Annotated in this window: 20 protein-coding genes and 2 pseudogenes; 6 read left to right on the forward strand and 16 right to left on the reverse strand. The window is 60.2% G+C overall.

Annotated elements, in window-relative coordinates; all coding sequences use genetic code 11:
- Positions 1–44: 44 nt before the first annotated feature.
- The 4 genes and pseudogenes from PQQ95_RS04760 to PQQ95_RS04775 form a co-directional block, all read right to left on the reverse strand.
- Entirely contained in the window at positions 45–578 is a 534-nt protein-coding gene (locus PQQ95_RS04760) for a GNAT family N-acetyltransferase (RefSeq protein ID WP_408435375.1), read from the reverse strand.
- A gap of 465 nt (positions 579–1,043) precedes the next feature.
- Positions 1,044–1,550, reverse strand: coding sequence for a GNAT family N-acetyltransferase (locus tag PQQ95_RS04765; protein ID WP_408435377.1), 507 nt, complete (start codon positions 1,548–1,550; stop codon positions 1,044–1,046).
- 43 nt (positions 1,551–1,593) lie between these two features.
- Positions 1,594–2,397 (reverse strand): annotated as a pseudogene (locus tag PQQ95_RS04770) (lipid II flippase Amj family protein).
- Positions 2,398–2,464: 67 nt separating this feature from the next.
- Positions 2,465–3,106 carry a dihydrofolate reductase family protein gene (locus PQQ95_RS04775; RefSeq protein WP_408435378.1) on the reverse strand — a complete coding sequence of 214 codons (642 nt, stop codon included), beginning with the start codon at positions 3,104–3,106 and terminating at the stop codon, positions 2,465–2,467.
- Between the two features lie 466 nt (positions 3,107–3,572).
- Between PQQ95_RS04775 and PQQ95_RS04780 the strand changes: the two genes are divergently transcribed.
- The 4 genes from PQQ95_RS04780 to PQQ95_RS04795 all read left to right on the forward strand — a co-directional run bounded on the left by PQQ95_RS04780 (position 3,573) and on the right by PQQ95_RS04795 (position 5,948).
- Positions 3,573–4,154 carry a sigma-70 family RNA polymerase sigma factor gene (locus PQQ95_RS04780; RefSeq protein WP_408435380.1) on the forward strand — a complete coding sequence of 194 codons (582 nt, stop codon included), beginning with the start codon at positions 3,573–3,575 and terminating at the stop codon, positions 4,152–4,154.
- Between the two features lie 12 nt (positions 4,155–4,166).
- The gene (locus PQQ95_RS04785; protein ID WP_408435382.1) at positions 4,167–4,475 is read left to right on the forward strand and encodes a hypothetical protein; all 309 of its coding nucleotides are present in this window, start codon (positions 4,167–4,169) and stop codon (positions 4,473–4,475) included.
- A gap of 56 nt (positions 4,476–4,531) precedes the next feature.
- Positions 4,532–5,248 carry an O-methyltransferase gene (locus tag PQQ95_RS04790; RefSeq protein ID WP_408435383.1) on the forward strand — a complete coding sequence of 239 codons (717 nt, stop codon included), beginning with the start codon at positions 4,532–4,534 and terminating at the stop codon, positions 5,246–5,248.
- A gap of 136 nt (positions 5,249–5,384) precedes the next feature.
- Complete coding sequence (locus PQQ95_RS04795; protein WP_408435385.1) at positions 5,385–5,948, forward strand: cysteine hydrolase family protein; 564 nt, start codon at positions 5,385–5,387, stop codon at positions 5,946–5,948.
- Positions 5,949–5,951: 3 nt separating this feature from the next.
- On the opposite strand, the gene PQQ95_RS04800 is transcribed toward PQQ95_RS04795, so the two are convergent.
- The 5 genes and pseudogenes from PQQ95_RS04800 to PQQ95_RS04820 all read right to left on the reverse strand — a co-directional run bounded on the left by PQQ95_RS04800 (position 5,952) and on the right by PQQ95_RS04820 (position 10,938).
- Positions 5,952–7,406, reverse strand: a complete 1,455-nt coding sequence (locus tag PQQ95_RS04800; protein ID WP_408436094.1) for a DEAD/DEAH box helicase — start codon at positions 7,404–7,406, stop codon at positions 5,952–5,954.
- A gap of 26 nt (positions 7,407–7,432) precedes the next feature.
- A pseudogene (locus PQQ95_RS04805) lies at positions 7,433–7,525 on the reverse strand (histidine ABC transporter permease); the annotation flags it as partial.
- A gap of 23 nt (positions 7,526–7,548) precedes the next feature.
- Positions 7,549–8,703, reverse strand: a complete 1,155-nt coding sequence (locus tag PQQ95_RS04810) for a DUF2817 domain-containing protein (RefSeq protein WP_408435387.1) — start codon at positions 8,701–8,703, stop codon at positions 7,549–7,551.
- Between the two features lie 29 nt (positions 8,704–8,732).
- Positions 8,733–9,863: an FAD-binding oxidoreductase gene (locus tag PQQ95_RS04815; protein WP_408435389.1), complete on the reverse strand. Its 1,131-nt coding sequence runs from the start codon at positions 9,861–9,863 to the stop codon at positions 8,733–8,735.
- A 1-nt stretch (position 9,864) separates the two neighbouring features.
- Positions 9,865–10,938, reverse strand: a complete 1,074-nt coding sequence (locus PQQ95_RS04820) for an aromatic ring-hydroxylating dioxygenase subunit alpha (protein ID WP_408435391.1) — start codon at positions 10,936–10,938, stop codon at positions 9,865–9,867.
- Positions 10,939–11,107: 169 nt separating this feature from the next.
- On the opposite strand from PQQ95_RS04820, the gene PQQ95_RS04825 reads away from it, so the two are divergent.
- Positions 11,108–12,061 carry a LysR substrate-binding domain-containing protein gene (locus tag PQQ95_RS04825; protein ID WP_408435393.1) on the forward strand — a complete coding sequence of 318 codons (954 nt, stop codon included), beginning with the start codon at positions 11,108–11,110 and terminating at the stop codon, positions 12,059–12,061.
- A 39-nt stretch (positions 12,062–12,100) separates the two neighbouring features.
- Here PQQ95_RS04825 and PQQ95_RS04830 read toward each other — a convergent pair whose 3' ends face one another.
- From PQQ95_RS04830 to PQQ95_RS04845, 4 genes are all read right to left on the reverse strand, one after another.
- Complete coding sequence (locus PQQ95_RS04830; RefSeq protein ID WP_494471475.1) at positions 12,101–13,264, reverse strand: porin; 1,164 nt, start codon at positions 13,262–13,264, stop codon at positions 12,101–12,103.
- A 33-nt stretch (positions 13,265–13,297) separates the two neighbouring features.
- Positions 13,298–14,146 carry a phytanoyl-CoA dioxygenase family protein gene (locus PQQ95_RS04835; RefSeq protein WP_408435395.1) on the reverse strand — a complete coding sequence of 283 codons (849 nt, stop codon included), beginning with the start codon at positions 14,144–14,146 and terminating at the stop codon, positions 13,298–13,300.
- Between the two features lie 40 nt (positions 14,147–14,186).
- Positions 14,187–14,963 (reverse strand): ABC transporter substrate-binding protein, encoded by a 777-nt coding sequence (locus PQQ95_RS04840; protein WP_408435397.1) that lies wholly within the window; start codon positions 14,961–14,963, stop codon positions 14,187–14,189.
- Between the two features lie 78 nt (positions 14,964–15,041).
- Positions 15,042–16,205: a M20 aminoacylase family protein gene (locus PQQ95_RS04845; protein WP_408435399.1), complete on the reverse strand. Its 1,164-nt coding sequence runs from the start codon at positions 16,203–16,205 to the stop codon at positions 15,042–15,044.
- 145 nt (positions 16,206–16,350) lie between these two features.
- On the opposite strand from PQQ95_RS04845, the gene PQQ95_RS04850 reads away from it, so the two are divergent.
- On the forward strand, positions 16,351–17,301 hold the full coding sequence (locus PQQ95_RS04850) for a LysR substrate-binding domain-containing protein (protein WP_408435401.1): 951 nt from the start codon (positions 16,351–16,353) through the stop codon (positions 17,299–17,301).
- Positions 17,302–17,353: 52 nt separating this feature from the next.
- Here PQQ95_RS04850 and PQQ95_RS04855 read toward each other — a convergent pair whose 3' ends face one another.
- The 3 genes from PQQ95_RS04855 to PQQ95_RS04865 all read right to left on the reverse strand — a co-directional run bounded on the left by PQQ95_RS04855 (position 17,354) and on the right by PQQ95_RS04865 (position 22,152).
- Positions 17,354–18,133, reverse strand: coding sequence for an ABC transporter substrate-binding protein (locus PQQ95_RS04855; RefSeq protein WP_408435403.1), 780 nt, complete (start codon positions 18,131–18,133; stop codon positions 17,354–17,356).
- Positions 18,134–18,524: 391 nt separating this feature from the next.
- Complete coding sequence (locus PQQ95_RS04860; protein WP_408435405.1) at positions 18,525–19,985, reverse strand: MFS transporter; 1,461 nt, start codon at positions 19,983–19,985, stop codon at positions 18,525–18,527.
- A gap of 136 nt (positions 19,986–20,121) precedes the next feature.
- On the reverse strand, positions 20,122–22,152 hold the full coding sequence (locus PQQ95_RS04865; RefSeq protein WP_408435407.1) for an aconitase family protein: 2,031 nt from the start codon (positions 22,150–22,152) through the stop codon (positions 20,122–20,124).
- Between the last annotated feature and the right edge of the window lie 38 nt (positions 22,153–22,190).

Raw genomic sequence — 22,190 nt, forward strand, 5'->3', positions numbered from 1 at the left:
AACGGACAATCACCGCTGCCATAGCAGATGCAGGACTACATCCTCTATAACTTTGGCGATCTAACGCTGCTGCCAACAATAGCCATCTGCACGATATCGAGAACTAGATCGCCCTTCTTTAAGGCACCCCGCTTGATCCCTTCAACGCTAAAACCCGCTGCCTGATAGAGATGGATAGCACCCGGATTATTGGCAGTCACCTCAAGCTCGATCCGCTCAATAGCGGGCGTGACGCTCGTCCATCGGAGCGTATGTCGAAGCAGCATACGTCCGATTCCCTGGTTTCGATATTCCTTCGAGACATTGAGGGCAAGCGACACCGAATGTTCGCGATTTGGCTGCTCAATGCGGCCGACGCCACCTCCACCGATGAGCCGTCCCTCGTGTTCAGCAATAAATAAGACAGAGTGATCACTCCTTCGGCGCTTAAAAAACTCTGTCCATTGCTCGTCGGTGGGCCCCATGCCCCGGTCTGGTAGTACTGCTAGCCCCTCAGCAAAAAGGTCGGTCATAAATTGCTTGTATGCGGCTTCGTCGGCAGAGCGGACTACGTGGTATTCGATGTTAGCTACGGACATTATTTTCTCTCCACGAACTGAGATCATTTTCAGTAGGCATACATCCTCTGATCCTTACAACCGACTATCGACAGGACTGTGCGACCGATTGTCGGCGATTTTAGCGGCGGATGTCGAACTGTCGTTTCTGGCCAGCACTGAGCTGGAGGACAATTGACTCAGTCGACCCGTCTCGCCCCCTCGCCCTTCTTGATAGCGGCAGTCATCAATGCCGCTCGCATCGTCTACGCCAGTCCGCCCGCGATAAGCGATGCATAACTTGCACCGACAGGTGGTGGTTCGGCGGTAGCGCCGGATGGCTGAAATTGTCGCTTTCGGAACATCGCATGCCGAGCCGCGGCATTACACGCTGTGAACGGACATTGCTAGACGCGGTAACCGAAAAGGTCTCCTGTTGGCCCCGTACCACCCAATACATCCGACATAAATCAGCCACAACAAATCGCTCAACAAGCAGATATCCAATCAATCTGCTTCGTGCACGAAGCCACGGCTACTGAAGAGTCGTTCGGATGCCTCGTTACCGATGGTAACCATCGCGCAGCATTCGGTGTAGCCGAGTGCTGCGAGCGACAACAGCGCTGCATCGATCAAGGTTCCGCCATCGCCCGACCGTTTGCGCGAAGGTGTTGTAGCGACCACGGCGACGACCGGGCAACCATAGGGTTTGTAGTCGCAGACAAGACACGCGGACCGAAGGCTTCCACCGTCTTCAATCACCCAGGATGCCGCCGGTATCCATTCCCCGTATCGGCCGCCAACAATTGCCCTTGCTTTCGACGCATATTGGGTCTCGGTCTCGCCCGCATCGTCAATCGTCCCAAGGAACGCGCTAAAAAAGAGCGTCCCTAAAGCGGGCGTATCTTTCGGCGTCACCGTGCGCAGGTTGCACAGGCTTACCTCGGCTCTGCGATCGGCCGATAAGGTCAGTTTCCAGAGCTGGGCGTTACGCCCGTACGTCGAATTCGACATTACTTCTGCGTCTCCACAAGATAGCGATGTATTACGCTCCGCTCTAAATCAGCTCTGCAACGCGTACGATGATGAGCGCGGCCGGTACGAGCATTATTTGAGCGCACAGGGTCCCGAGAACACGTGCCCCGGCAAGGGTGGTGATAGCGCGCCGGAAGCTGTTCTCGGAGATTCGACCTTCGATTACGTCGTCCGTCATGACGGAAACCTGCGGGTCGATGACCACCGCCAACACCACGGTCGCAAAGCCGTTAATGACCGACGATAGATTGGCGCATGTCACGCGCAAATCCGGTTTTAGGTATCCCGCGTAGAGCGACGCGAAAACACCGACCGTCCAGATAGCCATCGCGAAGATATTGAGCGCTATCACCGTCCCGGAGACACCGGCACCGCTCGCTAGCTGTGAGATGTTTTAGCGCGACGGAACCCGCGCACCGTCCCGCATATAGTTGATACCGCCACGGCTGAAAATGTGGAGCAAAAGCCGCGGCAATGAACGATTAGCCTGGAAGTGCTCGACGGCGCGACTGAAATAACGCTGGAACGTTGGGATCAGCAACGCGCCGACTATGCTTGCTGCTGTGGCTGTAATCAGGAAGAGCCGAAAATCACCGAGCAGGCCGCCCTCAAGATGCCGGGCAATATCAAGCTCCACGCGCTTGGCTATGAACGGCCCCTGAAAGGAGTTCGCCGTTCGGGACACAAGGGCAATGATTCCGAACAGAGAAAACGACACAGCGATACGTCGAGTGCGAACACCGGCGATCCGCACAGCGTAAGCCAGCGTCGCGATGACATGGATTACAAATGTCAATCCGCAGATAATCAAAAGCTGGGCGTCCATACAATCCCGGCGAGGTGGGGCGAGAGTTGAAGTCTACCGGAGCGTCACAGCCAATTGACCCCCACCCCTACCTCGCGAGAACAATATGCGTGGCTCGCTCCGTCGGCACATGCTCGACTGTCCGATATCCCAGAGCGCGAAGATCCAGGCCGCTAAAAAGCGATTCCCCCTGGCCAAGCGCAATTGGCGCAACGGCGAGATGAATCTCATCCACGTAGCCGGCCTCAATGTATTGCTTCACGGTCTCGACACCGCCGCCAATCTTGACGTCCTTGCCGCCCGCCGCATTACGCGCCCTTTCTAGCGCATCCTCAATGCCGTCAGAAACAAAATGAAATGTCGTTCCGCCTAGCATCTCGATTGGCGGTCGTGGATGATGGGTGAGGATGAAGGTCGGCGCGTGATAAGGTGGATTGTCTCCCCACCAGCCTTTCCACTGATCGTCCGGCCATTCCCCACGAACAGGTCCGAACATGTTGCGACCGAGGATAAAGGCGCCAAAACCTTCCATTGCGCGCTGGGCGAATCTGTCGTCAAGGCCAGTTTCGCCCCCTTCGTTTCCCAGCATCTGACGAAAAGTCCGCGTGGGGAAAAACCACTGAAAGAGCTCCTCGCCTCGCACACCAAGCGGATGATCCAGACTCTGAGCGGTTCCCGCAGCAAAGCCATCAAGCGAAACGCCAAACCCGGCAACTTTTACTTTTGTCATTAACGTCTCCAACTGCGCTGTAAGTGAAGTGATCAGGAAGCCAGTTGATAGCTTGGCCCTCATCCACACGACGCGCGATCAGACAACAAATCGACAATAATTCGACTCGGTGAAAACCCGAATGCGGAATGGGTACCTTCGTATTCCGCAAACCGAGATCGTGCTAACCCGTTTTTAACACCAAAATCACCGGCATGCGTGCACGCGAATCACGCCAACGTCAGCAAACGACCATAAAGTCCCGCCAGCTTTCGACTAGCGAATGGCTGTTTGCAGAGTCGCGCGGTCTGTCGAGTATCGCAGGGGCACGTCGGGCGAACGTTCGTCCCTTGCCGGCTAGAGGCTTAGAGGCTGTCATCCCCGCGCGGATCGTCGGGTAAAGTGAAAGCAGCCGTCGCAACTGCTACCGAACATATTTTTTTCACACCGCCCACAATATTCCCCTTCCTGAAACGTCTTCAGACGCATGGAACCGCCACCCACCCCGGACACGATGACCGATCGAGACAGCGACATCACCGCGACCGTGGTGCGTGAGCGCACGAAGCTCGTCAATTTTATCCGGCGTCGCATACGCGATCCCAACGACGCCGAGGACATCCTGCAGGATGTCTTTCACGAATTCGTGCACGCTTACCGCCTCCCCGCTCCGATTGAACAAGCGAGCGCGTGGCTGTTCCGTGCCGCACGCAACCGCATCATCGACCGTTTTCGCAAGAAGAAGGAGCAGCCGTTACCGGACCTGCCACAGGATGAGGACGACGCGAGCAGTGAGTATCGCCTCGATCTTGCCCTGCCGGCGCACGACGCAGGTCCCGAGGCGCTCTACGCTCGCACTGTGTTGCTCGAAGCCTTGCAGGATGCGCTCGACGATCTGCCGCCTGATCAGCGCGAGGTGTTTATCGCGCACGAACTGGAGGGGCGGTCCTTCAAGGACATGGCGGCGGAAAGCGGCGTCACGCTCAATACGCTGCTCGCGCGCAAACGCTATGCGGTCTTGCATCTGCGTGCCCGATTGCAGGCCATTTATGACGAACTGGATATTTAGAGGAGTCGGCGGATGAATTATCGAATCAGATGTGCAGGCAAAGCGCTGCTCGTGGTGATCGGCATAGGCGTGCTCGGGTGCGCGGTCATGATTTTATGGAACTGGGTGATTCCGCCATTATTCGTGGGTGCCCATACGATCGACTTCGCACGGGCACTTGGCTTGCTGGTTTTAAGCCGCATCCTGTTTGGCGGATTCCGCGGACACGGCGGCTGGCACGGGCGCCGGCACTGGCGCAAATGGGATGCCATGACGCCGGAAGAAAGGGAACAGTTCAAGGCGGCCAGATGGTCACGTCCGACTCGGCCCGCGGAAGATTGAGCATGCGCGAGAATTGAAAACCGGCGACAACCGGCACACGCTACCCCGGAGGACGTATGACATTAAATGCCACAATGCTTCTGCAGCGGCTTCACGAACAGAGTCAGACAGAAGTGATAGCCCGCGCACGGGCGCAGTTCCAGGGATCGAACGAGGAGTTTCTGACGCTCGCGGACGAATACGACACGCTCGCACCTCGACTGCGCGGACGGTTTCTCGAAACGCTCGGGCTATCCAGTGAAGATTTCGAATCCTCGCAAGGCACGCCTCTATCGTTAGCCGTGTCTGCCGAGACTGGGCGATTTTTAAGCAACATGGTGCTTTCGCACAAACCGGCTCGAATTCTCGAACTCGGCAGTTCCTGCGGTGTGTCTACGCTGTATTTCGCCGAAGCCCTTCGCACGTTGGGCAAGGGCACGGTTGTAGCGACTGAACTCGACCCCGCGAAGTGCGCACAACTTCGAGCTCATGTCAGAACGGCGGGCGTAGATGCTTATGTCGACCTTCGGGAGGGTGACGTCTTCCAGACTGTTGCCGAATTGGACGGCGCTTTCGACATGGTATTTATCGACGTATGGGCCAACACGTATCTGAATCTGTTCAAGCAGATTGAGCGCCTGCTACGCCCAGGGTCCATCGTTCTCGCCGACAACATGTACACCGCCGAGGATGCCGTTCGACCATACAAGCAGTACCTTGACGACCATCCGCGCTTTTCGAGCACAACGCTGGACTTTGAATCGGGGCTCGAGTTTACCGTCGTCGTTTCTTGAACTGACGTGAAGTATTATTTTCCCCGGCAGCGGAGTCCCCACAGCAATGCGTCGTTTTGACAATAGATGCTTCGCTGCGTTCTACGTTCTCTGGTTGTGCCTATGAACCGCGTGTCGACGTAAAGGAGACGGGTAAATGGAGGCCATCGCGCCGGCGCAAACCGCGCTTGTCGTCATGCATTATCAGACCGACATTCTTGGGCTCTTTCCAGCGGTCGCGCCCGTCTTGCTCGCCAATACACGCGAGCTATGCGACGCGGCGCGGGCCAAAGGCGTCAGCGTCTATTTCGCCAACCTCCGGTTCAGCCCGGGCTATCCGGAAGTCAACCCATTGAACAGGAATGGGCAGGGAATCAAGCAGCTTGGCCTGTTCATCGACGACGGGATCGCGCCGGAGTTGGGCCGGCAGCCCGATGAAGCGCTCATCATTGCGCATCGCGCCAGCGTGTTCTTCGGCACCGATCTGCAGGCACGACTTGTCGCACAAGGTATCGATTCGCTGATCATGGTCGGCATTGCGTCGACCGGTGTCGTGCTGTCGTCGGTCGCGTATGCGAGCGACGCGGACTTCCGTCTGTACACAGTCAAGGACTGCTGCTACGACCCGGATCAGGTGGTGCATGACCATCTGTTCTCCACCGCATTCGATTCGCGCACCACGGTGCTGTCACTCGTGGATGCGTTGCTGCTGCTCGCCTAGCCATCAGGGTTGGCGTTTGCCGCGGCCCCCAGCGGATTTGCCAGCCGGCTTACGTGGACCCGCAGCTGGCTTGCTGGCGGGTTTGCTGCGTGGCTTTTGCACGCTGAATGGGCTACCGCTGGTAAAGCTTGTGCCACTACCCGCGGCCACAGCGCGTTGCGTCGCAGGCTTGCGTTTGTTTTCGCCACTGTGCGGCTGCGGTTTTTTGCTGAGCACCTGTGTGGCGCCTGGCGCAGCTTGCGGCACTTTGGGCTTCTTGGGCTTCTTGGGCTTTTTGGGTTTCTTGATGATCTGACCCGTCGCGCTGGTTTGCGGCACGCGGTGTTCGGCTTCAAAACCCGGTTCTTCTTCACGGCGCAGCGTTTGCCGGATCAGCGCTTCAATCGCGGCCAGTTGCGGCGCTTCATCGGCACACACAAGGGACACCGCCACGCCGCTGGCGCCCGCACGGCCGGTACGGCCAATACGGTGCACATAGTCTTGCGCCACGATCGGCAGATCGACGTTGATCACCAGCGGCAGGTCGTCGATATCCAGCCCGCGCGCAGCCACATCGGTGGCGACCAGCATATGGACTTCGCCCGTCTTGAAGCGCTCCAGCGCACGCAGGCGCGCGGGTTGCGGTTTGTCGCCGTGGATGGTGTCGACCGAATAGCCCGCTTCATCCAGCATGGCCGCGAGGTACTCCACGCCATTGCGGGTCTTGACGAACACCAGCGCGTGCTGCCAGTTGTTCTCCGCCACAAGGTGCATGAAGAGGTCAGGCTTGTTCTTTTTATCCACCGGCACCACCCACTGCTTGATCTTGCTGGCCATGGCGTTGGGCGGGCTGACGCTGATGTTGACCGGGCCGCGCAGAATGCCCGCCGCCATGGTGCGAATCTCGTCGGAAAAAGTGGCAGAGAACAGCAGGGTCTGGCGCTGAGTGGGCAAGGCAGCAAAAACGGCGTTGAGTTCACGCTCAAAGCCCAGATCCAGCATGCGGTCGGCTTCATCTAGCACCAGCGTTTGTACCTGATCGAACTGCACTGCGTTCTGGCGATGGAGATCCAGCAAACGGCCCGGCGTGGCAACGAGCACATCCACGCCTTTGCGCAACTTCATCATCTGCGGGTTGATACTCACACCGCCGTAGGCGGCCAGAAATCGTAAGTCGAGGCCTTTGCCGTAAGCGATAAAGCTTTGCAGCACTTGTTCGGCCAGCTCACGCGTGGGCACCAGCACCAGAACACGCGCGCGGTTGCTGGACACCGCCGGGCCGTGTTGCACTAACCGTTGCAACAACGGCAGCGCAAAACCCGCCGTTTTGCCAGTGCCGGTCTGTGCCCCTGCCATGACGTCCTTGCCGCTGAGCACAGCAGGAATCGCCTTGGCCTGCACCGGCGTAGGTGTCTGGTAATTGAGATCCTGCACATTACGCAGCAAGGGATCGATCAGGCCAAGCGAGGCAAAAGACATTGGCGTATTCCGGGCTAAAGCCGCAATTCTAGCTGTCCACGCGGCACCGGGGGGAAAGAGCCAAGGAAAGTCTCCGTGAAGTCCACACCAGGAATGAATCCGAGCGTGATAACGCCGGCGCAATGTCTTCGCGAAATACGGTCTATCCGCCGGCTGACGAAGCTGCGTGAATCGCCGGCAGCGCCGTAAGCGCGCGCTCCCAGATCTGACGCGTGCGCCGCCACGCGATCTCGCGCCAGTCGCCATCCGCCGGCAAGAACGACTCGAACAACGCACCGCTGATCTTCTTTCCCAATGCATCGCCAGGATCACCATACAGATGCAGCCAGTGATCGTCGCGCAGCGCCGTGTGCATCGGCGCCTCGGGATACGTGCCGCACTCGATGACAAGCTGCATCAGATGCGTCGTGGGCAGCGCGTCGAGCAAGGCCTGCGAGGTGTAGCCGGTTGCACGCGCCACCACGCCCGTCTCGCTGATCGCGGCGTGCGCGCCGGTCAGCAGGGTGTAAAGCCACGGCCCATAAAGCGCTTCGGCTTCCGCGAGCGCGGGATAGCGTGTCTGCGCGATCGCCATCAGCATCGGATGGCCAAAAGCACCGGCCCCGGTGTGCAGATCGAACGCGACAGCCACTTGCACCGGCTGCAGAAAGTGCGCCGCGATATTCCGCAAAGTCCGGTTGGACCAGGTGGCCTCCGCCCCGCCATAGAACAGGCCGTCCGGATGCACGTATTGGCCAGCGCCAACAATTGCGTGAAATTCAGCCCAGCCGATCGACTCGAGTTGCGCCGCCAGCAGTTGATCCGCGCGCTGCCGCTGCGGGCCGTCAAAGTCGCGACAAGTATAGATTTCGTGGATCGCTTCATAACGCGGATTGAGCGGCAGCGCTGCGCCGAAGTCCAGGTAGTTGCGATTCAGGTCCACGTTGTCTTCATTGACGCGGCGCACCCATGCCGTTCCCCACGGATTGATCAGGTGCACCATCAATACCGCGACACCGTCCGGCAGGTCACGAGCGGCAAACTCGTGCAGCCATTCGCTCTGGCATGTTGATCCGTAATACCCTTCCACGCCATGTGTGCCGGAAATCGCCACCAGCACGCGCCGCGCATCTCGCGAGCCGAGCCATGCGACATCGGTAGCGAGTACCTCGCCGCGGGGACCTTTCAAGGGATGCGGATAAGACGTGACCGTGGCTCCTGCGGCGTCAGCGGCTTGCAGGAACTGCGCGCGCAGCTGGTCAAAGCCGGGTTGATCTGCGAAACCGTATTTCATCTGTTCCTCTGCGATGAAGCGCACGGCATGTTCACCGTGCCTGAATCGATGGATCACGCCCGCAAAGGCTGTAACGCGAGCGTGAGCGGCGTGATGGGCCGCGTGCAGCAAAGCAGCACCTCGCCCTCAGGCGGCGGGGCGAGCGGCTCTTCAATATAGTCGACACTGCCCGCTAGAAGCGGGGTCAAACACGCGCTGCAAATACCGGCCCGGCAATTGAAGGGCGGTGCGTAACCGGCTTGTTCGGCCATTTCCAGCAAAGAATGACAGGACGAGTCCCACGGCAAAGGCTCGGCCTGCGGGTGAAACCGTACGGTAACCGCGCCGTCACTCACAGGCACAAGCATTGCCGCGCCTGGCGCTGACCGAACGGAATCGGATCCATCGCCAGCGTGGTCCTCAAGCACAGTAGCCGGACCGAAGAACTCGTAGTGAATCCGTTCGCGTGCGATACCAAGCCCGCGCAATAGACTCCAGTTCGCCTGCATGAAACCCGGCGGCCCGCACAGATAGACTTCGTAATCATCGAGCGGCAGCAGCGATGGAAGCGTCTCTTTCGTCAGCAACCCGGTGCTGTCATAGGATCCGGTACTTTCGTCGTCGGCAAGGGGGTTGCGATAGCAGACGTGTACGTGAATACCGTCACGCGTTGCGGCGAGCCTGCGTATTTCGTCGCCGAATGCATGCACCATGCCGTTCTCACACGCGTGAATAACGTGCACGCGCCGCGCCGACGCATGCGCCAGACGATGCAGCATGCTCACGTGCGGGGTCACGCCCACGCCGCCGCTCATCAGAAGCACGGGCCGCTCGTTGTCCTCGGCACAGACGAATGCGCCTGCAGGACCGGCCAGTTCCAGTTCGTCGCCCACGCCAATGCATTCGTGAAGATGTGTCGAGCCACGTCCCGGCGGCGCACTTTCCAGTTTGACGGAGATGCGCCAACGCGTGGTATCGGCAGGATCGCCAGACAAGCTGTAATGACGCAGCAATGACTCGCCGTTTTGCAAAGTCAGCCGCACCGCAACGAACTGTCCTGCCGCGAACGCGAGAGAACGTTCAGCGTCGGCGGGAACCAACTCGAACGACACAATGGACTGGCTTTCCTGAATCCGCCGAACCACGCGAAAGAGCTCGAAACCCCGTGTCGAAGCGCCCGTCTCACTCACCACCAAAGCCGTCATATCACTTTCCCGCTCCCTGCCGGCCAACGACATGCACCGGCGCGGATGCCGGCCCCGCTGCCTCTTCGCGCTCGATCATCTGCTGAAGCGCACGCCGGAAGCGCAACGGTCCGGAGTCGATCGCCAGATCGATATTCGGTTTGCGCCGTCGCGCCATGCCCTGATGCACTGCCCTCAGCACGACGCGGTCTTCTTCGAACGCATGGCGCACGTCCTCGTCGAACTGGCGCGAGACGTCCTCGTCGTCCGGATCGAAATTGCGCGTCTGGAACCAGTAGTACCGCGTATGCGCGTCGTCCACGGGCGTCATGAAGTTATACGAGTTCATCAGGAACAGATCGGCGTGCGGCGGGGCGTCGTCACTGCCCGTGCCGGCCGGCGTGAAAATCGCCTTGATGATGGCGTGTGAAGGAAAGCGCACTTCGTAATGCTGCTTGCGATCGCAATGCCCCGCGAACCTGACGAACTTCGCGTAGAACGGCGCGACTTCGACATCGCGCATCCAGCGCGACACGGTCACGCCGTTTTCGGCAACGACGGTCTTGAGCGGTTCCGCCTCGCACGCAGCATTGCCAAACGATGACCGATGCACCCAGGCGACGTGTGAAGGATCGAGCAGGTTGTCGGTGACATACAGGTAATGGCAATCCACCGTCATGGCGTCGCCACGATTGACGCCCCAGGCAGGGTCGCCCCACTCTTCGATCTGCACGATCGCGTCCGGGTCCGCAGCGCTCGCGTCGCCCATCCAGATCCACAAAAGACCATAGCGTTCAGCGAGCGGATAGCTGCGCACTTGCGCGCCGGCAGGAATGCGCGACGAGCCTGGCGCCTTCACGCAGGCACCGGAACAGTCGAACGTAAGACCGTGATAGCCGCACTCAAGCGTGTCGTCGATCAGCCGGCCCATCGAGAGCGGCAACTTGCGATGCGGGCAGGCATCTTCGAGCGCGACAGGCGTGCCATCCGCCTTGCGATAGAGCACGATCGGTTCGTCGAGAATCGTGACGGGCAAGAGGCTCTGCGTCACTTCCGTATCCCATGCCGCCACATACCACGCGTTCTTCAAAAACATGTCCACTGCCTCCGGTTCAGTTCGCCCCGGCTACGCCTCACCGGCTTCGCTATCGAGCATGACCGAAGGATAAAAAGCCAAAACATAAAAGAATAGGTGTCTAAAGCTGGCTGTTATTTTAGAATTTCTAAACTCAGATCCCCCACCCCTCCTCGAAGAAGGAAACGCCATGAGCACGCTACCGCCCCTGCGCGCGCTGCAGGTATTCGAAGCCGTGGGCCGTTGCGGCGGCGTAGCGGAAGCCGCCAGACGTCTCGGCATCTCGGCGGGCGCCGTGAGCCAGCAGATGAAGCTGCTCGAAGACACGCTGGGCCTGAGCCTCCTGCAAAAGGACGGCAAACGGCTGCGGCTCACCACGATCGGCCGCCAGTACCACGAAAGTTGCGCGGCGGCATTCGAGAGCCTGCGCGTCGCGCATGCGGAGATCGAGCGCTCGAAAAACGTCCGCAATCTGAGCATCAGCGCATTACCCTCGTTGCTCTCCAAGTGGCTCGCGGCTCGTGTCATGGAATGGCAGGCGCAGTATCCGGAATTGAGCGTCTATCTCGACGGCACGCATACTGAACCGTCGGCCGAGGGCTACGAGATCGATTTCCGCATTAGCTATGGCGACCGGGTCACCGACGTCGAGAACGCCATCGAATTGTTCCGCGATAGCGTCGTGCCGGTGTGCAGCCCGCAATTGCTGCGCGCGAATGCGCCGCTCACCCAACCCGCGGACATCCTCGCGCATCCGCTAATCGCGGTGGACTGGCTGCCGAAGTTCGCGTCGCCGCCGTCATGGCGTGACTGGTTCGAAGCCAGCAAAGTGGACTGCACCACGCTGCAGAACCCTCGGCACGTATTCTCGTTGTCGAGCGTGGCGATTCAGGCGGCGATCGACGCGCACGGCTTCGTGCTCGCGCAAACTTCGATGATCTGCGACGACGTTGCCGCCGGCCGTCTCGTCATCCCGTTCAATCGCGGCCTCGCCTTGCCGTGGCCTTACTTTCTGACGTGGAAGAAAAGCGCTTTCGACCAGCCCCAATGCCGCAGTTTCCATCGCTGGCTCCTGACGCGGGCGAAAGAGCAGCAGCAGGTCAACGACCAGATGCTGCAGGACGCCGGAGAGGCGGTGCAGTAGCGCCGCCTCACACTGCCACGCTGAACAGCGACAATTCGCTCAGAACTTGTGACGGATCCCGACTCGCGCCACCGCCTGCCGGTCATTCGAAGACGAATCGTCAGCGCCGCCCACATAGGCGTTGTCCAACGCAGTGCCGCTGTTCGCACTCACGGACTTCTGCAGACTCGCCATCGCATACACATCCGTGCGCTTTGACAGGTTGTAATCGGCCATCAAGCCGACGGTGTGCCAGCGCGGCTTGCTGCTGCCGCCGGAAGCATCGAGCTTCGACTGTGTGTAGTCGTACATCGCGCCGAGCATAAAGGCCGGTGTGACCTGGTAGGTCCCGTTGAGTTCGAAGTTATCGAATTTCAACGACCTGACGCTCTGTCCGGATGGCACGATCGAACCGCTGATATACGCATACGCCGTCGGATTTTTCAGGTCAGTGTGGCTGTAGACGAAGCCGAGCATCGCGGAGCCGAACGTATAGTTGAGGCCCGCGCCAAACACCCGCTGCCGGTTCGCAATAAAGCCCGCGTCGTCGGTCGTCACCGCGCCGATCGCGTTCGCCCCCGGATTGGTCACGTTCAGATAAGCCAATGCCACCGAGAGTCCACCGAACGTATAACTGGCGCCGGCACTCTGGGCACTATTGGTCGAGAATTGGCCAGGGTTGTTCGAAAACGCATACGTCGCACCGACCTGAAAGCCACCGAAATTCGCCGAGTAGAACTGCACGGCGTTGTTCAGACGGAAGGAGTTGTCAGTGTTATCGTTATCGTACGGGTGCTCTAAAAGGTAACCGCCCCAGTTGCCGTTCGCGGTCAGCGGCGCAAGAAACTCCACCAGGGAGTCGTATTGGCGTCCGAAAGTCAGCGTTCCTATTGAATCTTTCGACACGCCGACAAAAGCCTGCCGCCCGAATTCGCGGCCGCCCTCCATCAAGCGCCCGCTGTTCACGTCGAAACCGTTTTCGAGCTGGAACACGGCCTTGTAGCCACCACCCAGATCTTCCGCACCCTTCAGGCCCCAGCGGCTGCCTTGTGCATCGCCGCTCGATAGCTTCCATTGGCGCTGACCATCCAGATTACTGTTGAAATCCACGCCTTCGTCGATCAAACCGTAGAGTGTCACGGTGCTCTGCGCGTGCGCCGCCGTTACCGTTACCGCCGATGCCGCGGCACCCACCAGATATAAACCCAGTACAGCCTTTTTCATACTGATCTCCACCTTTGTTCTGTTTTTAATTCGTTATGTATTGCGCTCAGCGTTCTGCCAGACGACGGGAAACAGCGGATGCGCCAGCGGCGCGCCTTCGGGCAGCGTTTCTGCGAGCCCCGGAAAGTCGGGAGAGGTGCGCCACCGGCGTGGCGCATGGCGAATGTCATCGCCAACAAAGCGCACCGAAAACGCGCGCCGGCGTGTCTGCCCGCTCACGCCGCCGGACGCATGGAGCGTCAGCATGTTGAAACACACCATGTCGCCGGGTTGCAATGCCCAACCCACGATCGGAAAAGCCGCGCGATCCGCTTCCACGTCCGGCAAATCGGCGAGGCTGCCTTCGGGAAACCACTTGGCCTCGTTGTCCATGAAGGTGCGAGGCATCAGCCAGGGGCCAAGATGCGAACCCGCGACGAACTCCAGGGTCGACTCGCGCGTGACCGGATCGACCGGAATCCACATGCTCACATTGTCATTGCCGACAATGTTGTAGTACGGCTGATCCTGATGCCAGGGCGTACGCTGCCGTGTATTCGGCTCCTTCACCAGCAGATGATCGTGATGCAATCGCACCGTCTGGCAGTCGAGCAACGCACCGGCCACCGCAGGCGCCGCCGAGTTGAAAATAAACGCGCGATAAGCCTCGTTTTCCTGCCAGTTGCAGAAGTCTTCGAAGAACCAGCCCGGGTCGTCAGGCCGGCTTGCTACCTTTGCGCGCGGGCTCGGCGTTTGCAGATTGCGCTCGATGCCGGAACCCAGCAGCGCGACTTCGTCTTCCGTAAAAATGTTACGGATACATACTGCGCCATCGCGGCGAAAATCTTCGATCAACTGCGGCGTCACCGCTCGCGCGATACGCGCGCTCACACTATCCAACATGCCTGACTCCATTTGAAAGAGGGTCGATGGGACACTGACGTCAGTCGCCGTAGATATTGAAATTGAAGTACTTCGCGGCGACCTTCTGATACACACCGTCGTGACGAATCGTGTCGATCGCCTGATTGATGCGCGCCTCAAGCGGTGCGTCGCCCTTGCGGATGCCGATCGCCACGTCGCCGGACACACGGCTGTCTGTCACCGGCTGGCCTGCGAGAACAAAGCCCTTGCCGCGTGGCGTCTTCAGGAAACTGAAGTCGACTTGCACTGCAGCCTGAAACGCCGCGTCGAGACGCCCGGTCACCAGATCCTGATAGATCTGATCCTGCGTCTGGTACGCGACGACCGTCACCCCCTTCGGCTCCCACTCAGCCTTGGCGAAGTTTTCCTGCGTCGAACCCTGCACGACACCAACGCGCTGTCCCTGGAGCGCCTGTGCCGTGGGCTGCAGCTTCGAACCGGCGCGCGCGATCAACGCAGACGGACCGTTGTAGAGTCGATTCGTGAAATCGATCTGCTGACGCCGCGCTGCCGTGGCAGACATCGCCGAGAGAATCGCGTCGAACTTGCGAGCCTTGAGCGCGGGGATCATGCCGTCGAAATTCTGCTCGACCCAGACGCACTTCTGATGCAGGCTCGCGCAGATCGCATTGCCCAGATCGATATCGAAGCCCACCAGCGAACCATCCGGCGCCTTGGATTCGAACGGCGGATAGCTCGGGTCCACCCCGAAGCGGATTACCTGTTGATCCTGGGCATGGACCGCGGCGGGCAACATCGCCAGTCCGCACAATGCCGAGAGAAGAAGCCGTTTCATAAAGTCTCCTGTTGCTCTGTTGATATCGAATGGACCGGCACGCCGGCGCCAGTGCCGGCGCTTGCCGGGCGATAAAAATCAGGCGAGAAAGCGTTCGACGAGCCGGACCCAGTAGCCCGCGCCGGTCATCAGAATGTCGTCGTTGAAGTCATAGCCCGGGTTGTGCACCATGCAACTGCCTTCACCGTCACCGTTGCCGATGATCAGATAGCAACCGGGGCACTTCTGCAGGAACCACGCAAAATCCTCGCTGCCGGTAAGTGGCTGCAGATCGGCGATCATCCCTTCGTCACCCACCCAGTCGCGCGCCACGCCGCTCGCAAATTCGGTCATCGCGGCGTCGTTGACGAGCACCGGATAGCTCGCTTCGTAGGTCACTTCGGCACGCGCGCCGTACACGGCCGCCTGAGCCTGCACCACGTCGCGAATACGCTGTTCGAGCGCGTCGCGAACCTCGGGGCGTAGCGCCCGCACCGAGATGCTCATGTTCGCCTCGTCGGGAATCACGTTGGACGCTTCGCCCGCGTGAATCGCGCCGATCGTGATGACGGCCATGTCGAGCGGCGCCACGTTGCGCGACACAATGGTTTGAAGCGCAAACACAATGGCGGCGCACACCACGATCGGATCGACAGTCTTGTGCGGCATGGCGCCATGACCGCCGTAGCCGATCACGCGCACCGTGACCTGATCGGCGGAGGCCATGAACGGCCCCGCGCGAAATCCCAGTTTGCCTGCGGGAAAACCCGGCATGTTGTGCATCGCAAACACGGCGTCACACGGGAATTGCGTGAGCACGCCGTCTTCGAGCATGCGGCGTGCGCCGGCCAGGCCTTCCTCCGCGGGTTGGAAAATCAGATTGAGCGTGCCGTTGAAGGCGCGTGTTTTCGCCAGTTGCTTTGCCGCGGCGAGCAGCATCGCCGTGTGGCCGTCATGGCCACATGCGTGCATCTTGCCAGGATGAACGCTCGCATAGGGCAGCCCGGTTTGTTCGTTGACAGGCAGTGCATCCATGTCCGCGCGCAAACCGATGCTGCGCGTGCCGTCACCCGCTTTCAGCGTGCCGACGAGGCCGGTGCCTGCGAGACCGCGCTGCACTTCGTAACCCCACTCAACGAGCCGCTCCGCGACCAGATCACTCGTCATGAACTCCTGATAACCCAATTCAGGATGCGCATGAATGGCCTGGCGCAACTGGATCATTTCCTCGGTACTTGCCTGCATATCGCAATGGGTATTCATTCGCTGCCGTCCCTGGTTTATTTTGAAACGTGTTCGAGTGGCGCTACCGTATCGCGACAGAATGTGACGAGGGAGAGCTAGAATCGTGAACGTGGCAACCCGAAGCGAACACGTCGTTGCAATAGATCCTTACCGTTGAGACCGCATGAAACTCCATCAACTCAGTACGTTGGTTGCCATCGCCGACGCAGGCGGTATTCGCGGCGCGGCGCGGGCGCTGAACGCCTCGCCCGCGGCCATTACTAAAAGCCTCCGTCAACTCGAAGAAAGCGTTCAGATGTCGCTGGTGGTGCGCACGTCCTCGGGGGTTACCCTCACCGCAAGCGGCCACGCGCTGCTGGTCCACGCGCGCCTCATGGTCGGCGAGATGGCGCGCGCTCATGAAGCCATGAATACCCTGCGCGGCGCGCCCCAAGGCAAGCTCGCAGTGGCGGTGACGCCGTGGATCGCCATGACTTTTTTGCCTGAGACGGTGACGCGTTTCTGCGAACGGATGCCCGACATCCGGCTCGAGTTCTTTGAAGGCTTGCTGCCCATTGCCAATCCGCGTCTGCGCGACGGCAGCCTGGATTTCTTCATCGGCAGGCCGACCCCAGGCGCCTTGGGTGTTGAATTCCACTACCGTCCGCTGTTTTCTTCTTCTTGCGCACTCGTGGCGCGCGCGGACCATCCGCGTGCGAATTGCCGCTCACTCGCGGAGTTGACCGATCTGGACTGGATACTGACGTGGGACCCGGCCAACGACAGTCCGCAGGCGGATAATATTTTCACGCGCCATAGCGTGCCCGTGCCCCGAAAAATTCACCTGGCCCATTCGTTTTCGATCGCGGTTGCGCTGCTCAGAAAGACGGACATGGTCAGCGTATTTCCGTGGCCGCTGGTGGAAGTGAGCGCGGTGCGGGAAAACCTCTGCGTCTTCCCGCTGCGTGAGCAGCTTGAAGACGCGATGGTTAGCGTGATCTCGCGCAGCGGCCATCCGTTAAGCGCTGCGTCCGAGTGCTTTATCGAATGCCTGATCGAAACGATTCGTGAAGGGTTCAACTCCACTTCGCCGCAAACGCGCAACGTGCTGCAGTCAGTGGAGTTGTTGATTTGAAGGCGACGAGATCTGGCAATCTGCCGGACACTGCCGGCACGGCGCGAATTGATCAGGGTGCCGCAATATCGAAATCGAAGTAGCGCTGTTCGATTTTCTTGTAAGTGCCGTCCTTGACCATCGAGGCGATTGCGCCGTCGATTTTCTCGCGTAAGGCTGTATCGTCTTTGCGCATGCCGATACCGGCGCCTTTGCCAAGGGTTTTGGCATCGGTCACGGGGTCGCCGAGAAACGCGTAGTCCGCGCCTTGGGGTGTCTTCAGAAATCCCTGATTGCCGGCAATCATGTCGGTCAGCGTGACGTCGATCCGGCCAGAGCGCAGGTCGGTGTAAACCTGCTCCTGATTGGCATACGACACCACGTCAATACCCGCAGGTGCCCAGTAAGCCTTCGCATACGCTTCCTGCGTGGAACCCTGAGCAACGCCGACACGCTTACCGCGCAACGAATCGACCGTCGGCCTGAGGTCACGCCCGCGCCGGCCGATTAACCGGCTCGGCGTATTGAACAAGGGCGTCGAGAAAGCAACCCGGGCCTCACGCTGCGGCGTGATGGACATCGCGGACAGAATCGCTTCGAATTTTCTGCCCTGGAGCGCCGGAATAATGCCGTCGAATGCCGTCTCGACCCACACGCATTTGACATTCAGCCGGCGGCATATTTCATTGCCGAGGTCGATCTCGAAGCCGACCAGTTGTCCGGATGGCGCCTTCGATTCGAACGGCGCATAAGTGGGATCGACGCCGAAGCGAAGCTGCGTCGCATCGCTCGCGTTGGCGTTGGCACAGAACGCGGCCAACAGTAATGCCAGACCAGCAATCGCGTTTTTCATGAGCGCTCCAGTTCGCATGCACAGCAGCGCTCATCGAGGCCAAGGCGGGCTCGGGGGACGCGGCTGTCAGGTTGACGGGTGAAAGAACCACGGCCTCTTGTTGTCATCGACCGTGACCTAGCTTAGAAACTCAAAAAAATGGCGAACAGGGGGGTCTTCCTGTGCCATCGTTAAGTTTTTCTAAAGTCACTCGTCCGCGAATGCCGGTCCAGGTGCAACGCCGGACTTTCGGAAAGAGGCGCTGAATGACGGCCAAGGCCGAAGACGCGGCCCCGTTCTCAGCAATTGACTGACCGCTTGCGGAATGAAGCGGTCTTTCCGATTGTTTGATCCATACGTCGAGCGAAGGTCCCTTCCTGGCTCGTTCCCTGCCCCCTCGCCCCTCACTCGACTACCTGGAAATCTTCTCCAACTCAAGCCCTTTCGTCCGTGGCCCCATCAGCCCAATCGCCAGCATCACGATCAGCATCGCCCCAGCGATGAACACGAACACGCCAGTCGTTCCAAAGTGCTTCAACACGGCCGCGATCAGAAACGCCGTGAAAATCGCCGAAAACCGGCTCCACGAATAAACAAAACCCACCGCGCGCGCCCGGATGCTGGTCGGAAAGAGCTCCGTCTGATACGCATGGTAGCTGTACGAAATGATATTGCCCGCGAGCGTCAGACACACACCGAGACTCACCAGCAACACCGCGCCAGACGCCTGACTAAACCACAACCCACACACGATATTGACAGCCGCCATCACCACGATCACCGTCTTGCGCTCAAAGCGGTCGCCGATAAAGAGACCAATCACCGGACCAAGCGGCGCCGCCAACGCAATCACGCTCGAGTACATCAGGCTCGTCGTAATCGTAATGCCCTGCTTGATCAGCAGCGTCGGCACCCAGTTCGCAAAGCCGTAGAAGCCGACCGTCTGGAAGATATTGAAGATCGTCATCATCAACGTGCGGCTGCGGTACGGCGGCACCCACATATCGCGGAAGCTGCCGCGCGGCGCGACCGGCACCGGCGGTGCGGGCGGCGGCAACTCACGGCCGTATTCGCTGCGCACTTTCGCTTCAAGCTCGCTCATCACGCGATCAGCTTCGGCGAGACGCCCTTGTTGTGCGAGCCAACGCGGGCTTTCCGGCAATGCGCGCCGGATCCACCACACGAACAGCGCGCCGTGTGCGCCGATCAGCACCACCCAACGCCAGCCATCGAGGCCGAGCAACGTGCGCGGCACCAACAGATAAGAGAGGAAAGCCACCACCGGCACGGCCGTGAAACCGACCGCCTGCTCGCACGCGAAAGCGCGGCCGCGAATCTGCTTGGGCACCAGCTCCGAGATATACGTACCGATCGTCACCAGCTCGACGCCGATGCCCACCCCCGCCACGAAGCGCCAGAAGTTCAAACCCGTCGCCGTTTCCTGAAACGCCATCACGACGTTGGCCGCCGTGTACCACAGCAGCGAATACGTGAACACGGCGCGGCGTCCAAAGCGATCCGCCAGAAAACCGCAGGCGATCGTGCCGATGAACAGCCCGCTGAACAAGGCCGCAATGAAACTCGCGACACCGGTCGAACCGAACAAACCGTGCGTCGTCGCGGTCAGCAGGCCGCTTTTGACGAGGCCCGGCGCGACATAGCCCGAGTACAGCAGGTCGTACAGTTCGAAGAAAAAGCCGAGGCTCAGCAGCACCACCAGTTTCCAGATGGAACGCGTGGCAGGCAGCCGGTCGAGGCGCGCGGAAATGCTGCCGGCGTCGAGCGTCGCTGACGTGGTGGACGCCACACTTGCGGCAGATGCTGCGCCGCCGGCGCTGCGCGCGACGGACCCGGCGTGATCGGGGGATGCCATATTGTTTGTCTCCTGGTGATGCGGATCAAGCGGGCGATGCACGATGATGCTCGCCGCGGCCGGTCTTGTGCCGGCCTTTCGTACTTTCGCGTATGACGCGCACCACGATGCCGGGCCGCAAGGTCCGGCCAGCATTCTAGCCGCGTGCGCGCTTCAGTTGTTCGAAGGTGGTAATTTTTCCGGCCAGCGCGCTCGCGGCAACGGTGTACGGACTCGCGAGCCACACATTGCCCGGACCCGAACGACCGGGGAAATTGCGGTTGATCGCGCTGATCGTCACCTCGTTCGCATCGGCCGACTGCCCCGGTCCGCAATTCGCGCACGAACCGCAACCGGGCATTACGAGCGTCACGCCCGCGCGCTCGAAAACCGGCAAATAGCCCTGGTTCTCGCAATAGGCACGCACCGCCATCGTGCCGAACTGCAGGAAGAGGCGCGTGCCCTCGGGCACATGCATGCCCTGCTCCACGCCCCAGCGCAATACCTCATGATAAAAGTCGAAGTCTTCGCGCTTGCCTGCCGTGCACGAGCCGCCGTACGCGATGTCGATCGCGACGTCCTGCTCCAGTTGCGGTGCCGGCACGCCGTTGCCCGGATCGCCTGGACGCGCGAGCATCGGTTCGATTGCGGTAGCGTCGATGCAGATCGTGTCGCGATACGTGGCGCCCGGATCGCTTTTCATCCAGTTTTCAAGAGTGAAATCGACACCGCGGCGCTCCTTCAGAAACGCCACCGTGCGTTCGTCCGGTTCCACGATGCCCGTGAAGCCGCCCAGTTCGGCGACCATGTTGGTCAGCGTGGCGCGCTCGTCGATCGACATTGCGCGCACCGCCGCGCCGCCGTATTCGAACACGAGGCCGATCGCGCCGCCCGAGCGGATCGCGTCCATCTGCAGCAGATGCAGTACGACATCCTTCGCGGTGACACCGTCGCGCAATGCACCGTCGATTTCAATGCGCAAAGTTTCCGGCACTTTGCAGCGCACGTAGCCCGTCACCCAGCTATTGGCGATTTCCGTTGCGCCCGCACCGAACGCGAGGCAGCCGAGCGCGCCTGAATGCGGCGTATGCGAATCGGTGCCGCACGCAACCTGCCCGGGCAATGCGTACTGCTCGGCCATCAGCGCATGACAGATGCCTTCGGAACCCGGCGCGTTGTCGAGCGCGCCGTGCGAGCGCACGGGATAGTCGCGCGAAAACGACGTGTGCCCTTCCATCAGATTGGCAACGCCCGGCAGCAATCCGTCGCGTACATGTGGAATGCTTTGCGATGCGAGCACCAGATGATCCTGGAACGCGATGATGTGATCCGGCGCATGCAGCGGTGCGGGCTTGCCAAACGCGCGATGCATCAGATGCGCGCACATGCCGGTGAAATAGTCGTGGCTGAAACGCCAGTCGGCCGCGATGAACACGCCGTCGCCGCGCTGCGCGCTTTCAATGCCAGGATGAAGATGGCGCTCGATGATCTTTTCGACCAGCGTCTTCGGCTCGGGGGCGTTTGCCACATTCGACGCGTTGGCCGGGTGAGCCGCGCTAGCTGCATTGGCCGTATTAGCCGTATTAGCCGTATTAGCCGTATTAGCCGTATTAGCCATTCTCCTCACACGCGGTGCGGGCCAGTCCGCGAACTTGCTGTACGCGAGCAATCCGCCGCTGCGAATGATCTGTTGCGTGAGCGCGTCGCGGCCTTTGAGAAACTCGTCGATCGGAACCGCCTCTCCCGCGATCAGTCGATCGAGCACGGAGAAATCGGTGGTGGTGAGAATACCGATGTTGTCGCAATTCTGCTGATAGATGCGCTCGAAACTCTCGGCGACGATGAGGCGAATGCCCGCCGATAACTCCGCCAGCGGGCTCGATTCACGCGACGAACCCTTGCCGTAGCGCTTACCCGCTACCGTCACCTGGAAGCCGCCATTCTTGATCGCATTGCGTCCGATCGGCATGCGCTCGCCCGCCTTGAAGCCGACGTACGGATACTGGCCGAGGCGTTCGTCATAGGTGAGCATGACGGTGACGGGCGTGATTTCGTCGGTGGAGACGTTATCGCGCAGCGAACCGGCGCTCGCGAGGGTGAAGTTTTCGCCGGCCAGTTGTGCCTCGATCACCGCGGGGTCCTGAGACAAGTACAGCACACGGCCGTCCAGACGAATCGTATCGCTCATATGCAATCTCCTTGCGCTCACTATACGGCGCGCACGGG

Source organism: Paraburkholderia caffeinilytica, from assembly GCF_046030355.1.
Lineage (GTDB): Bacteria > Pseudomonadota > Gammaproteobacteria > Burkholderiales > Burkholderiaceae > Paraburkholderia > Paraburkholderia caffeinilytica_B.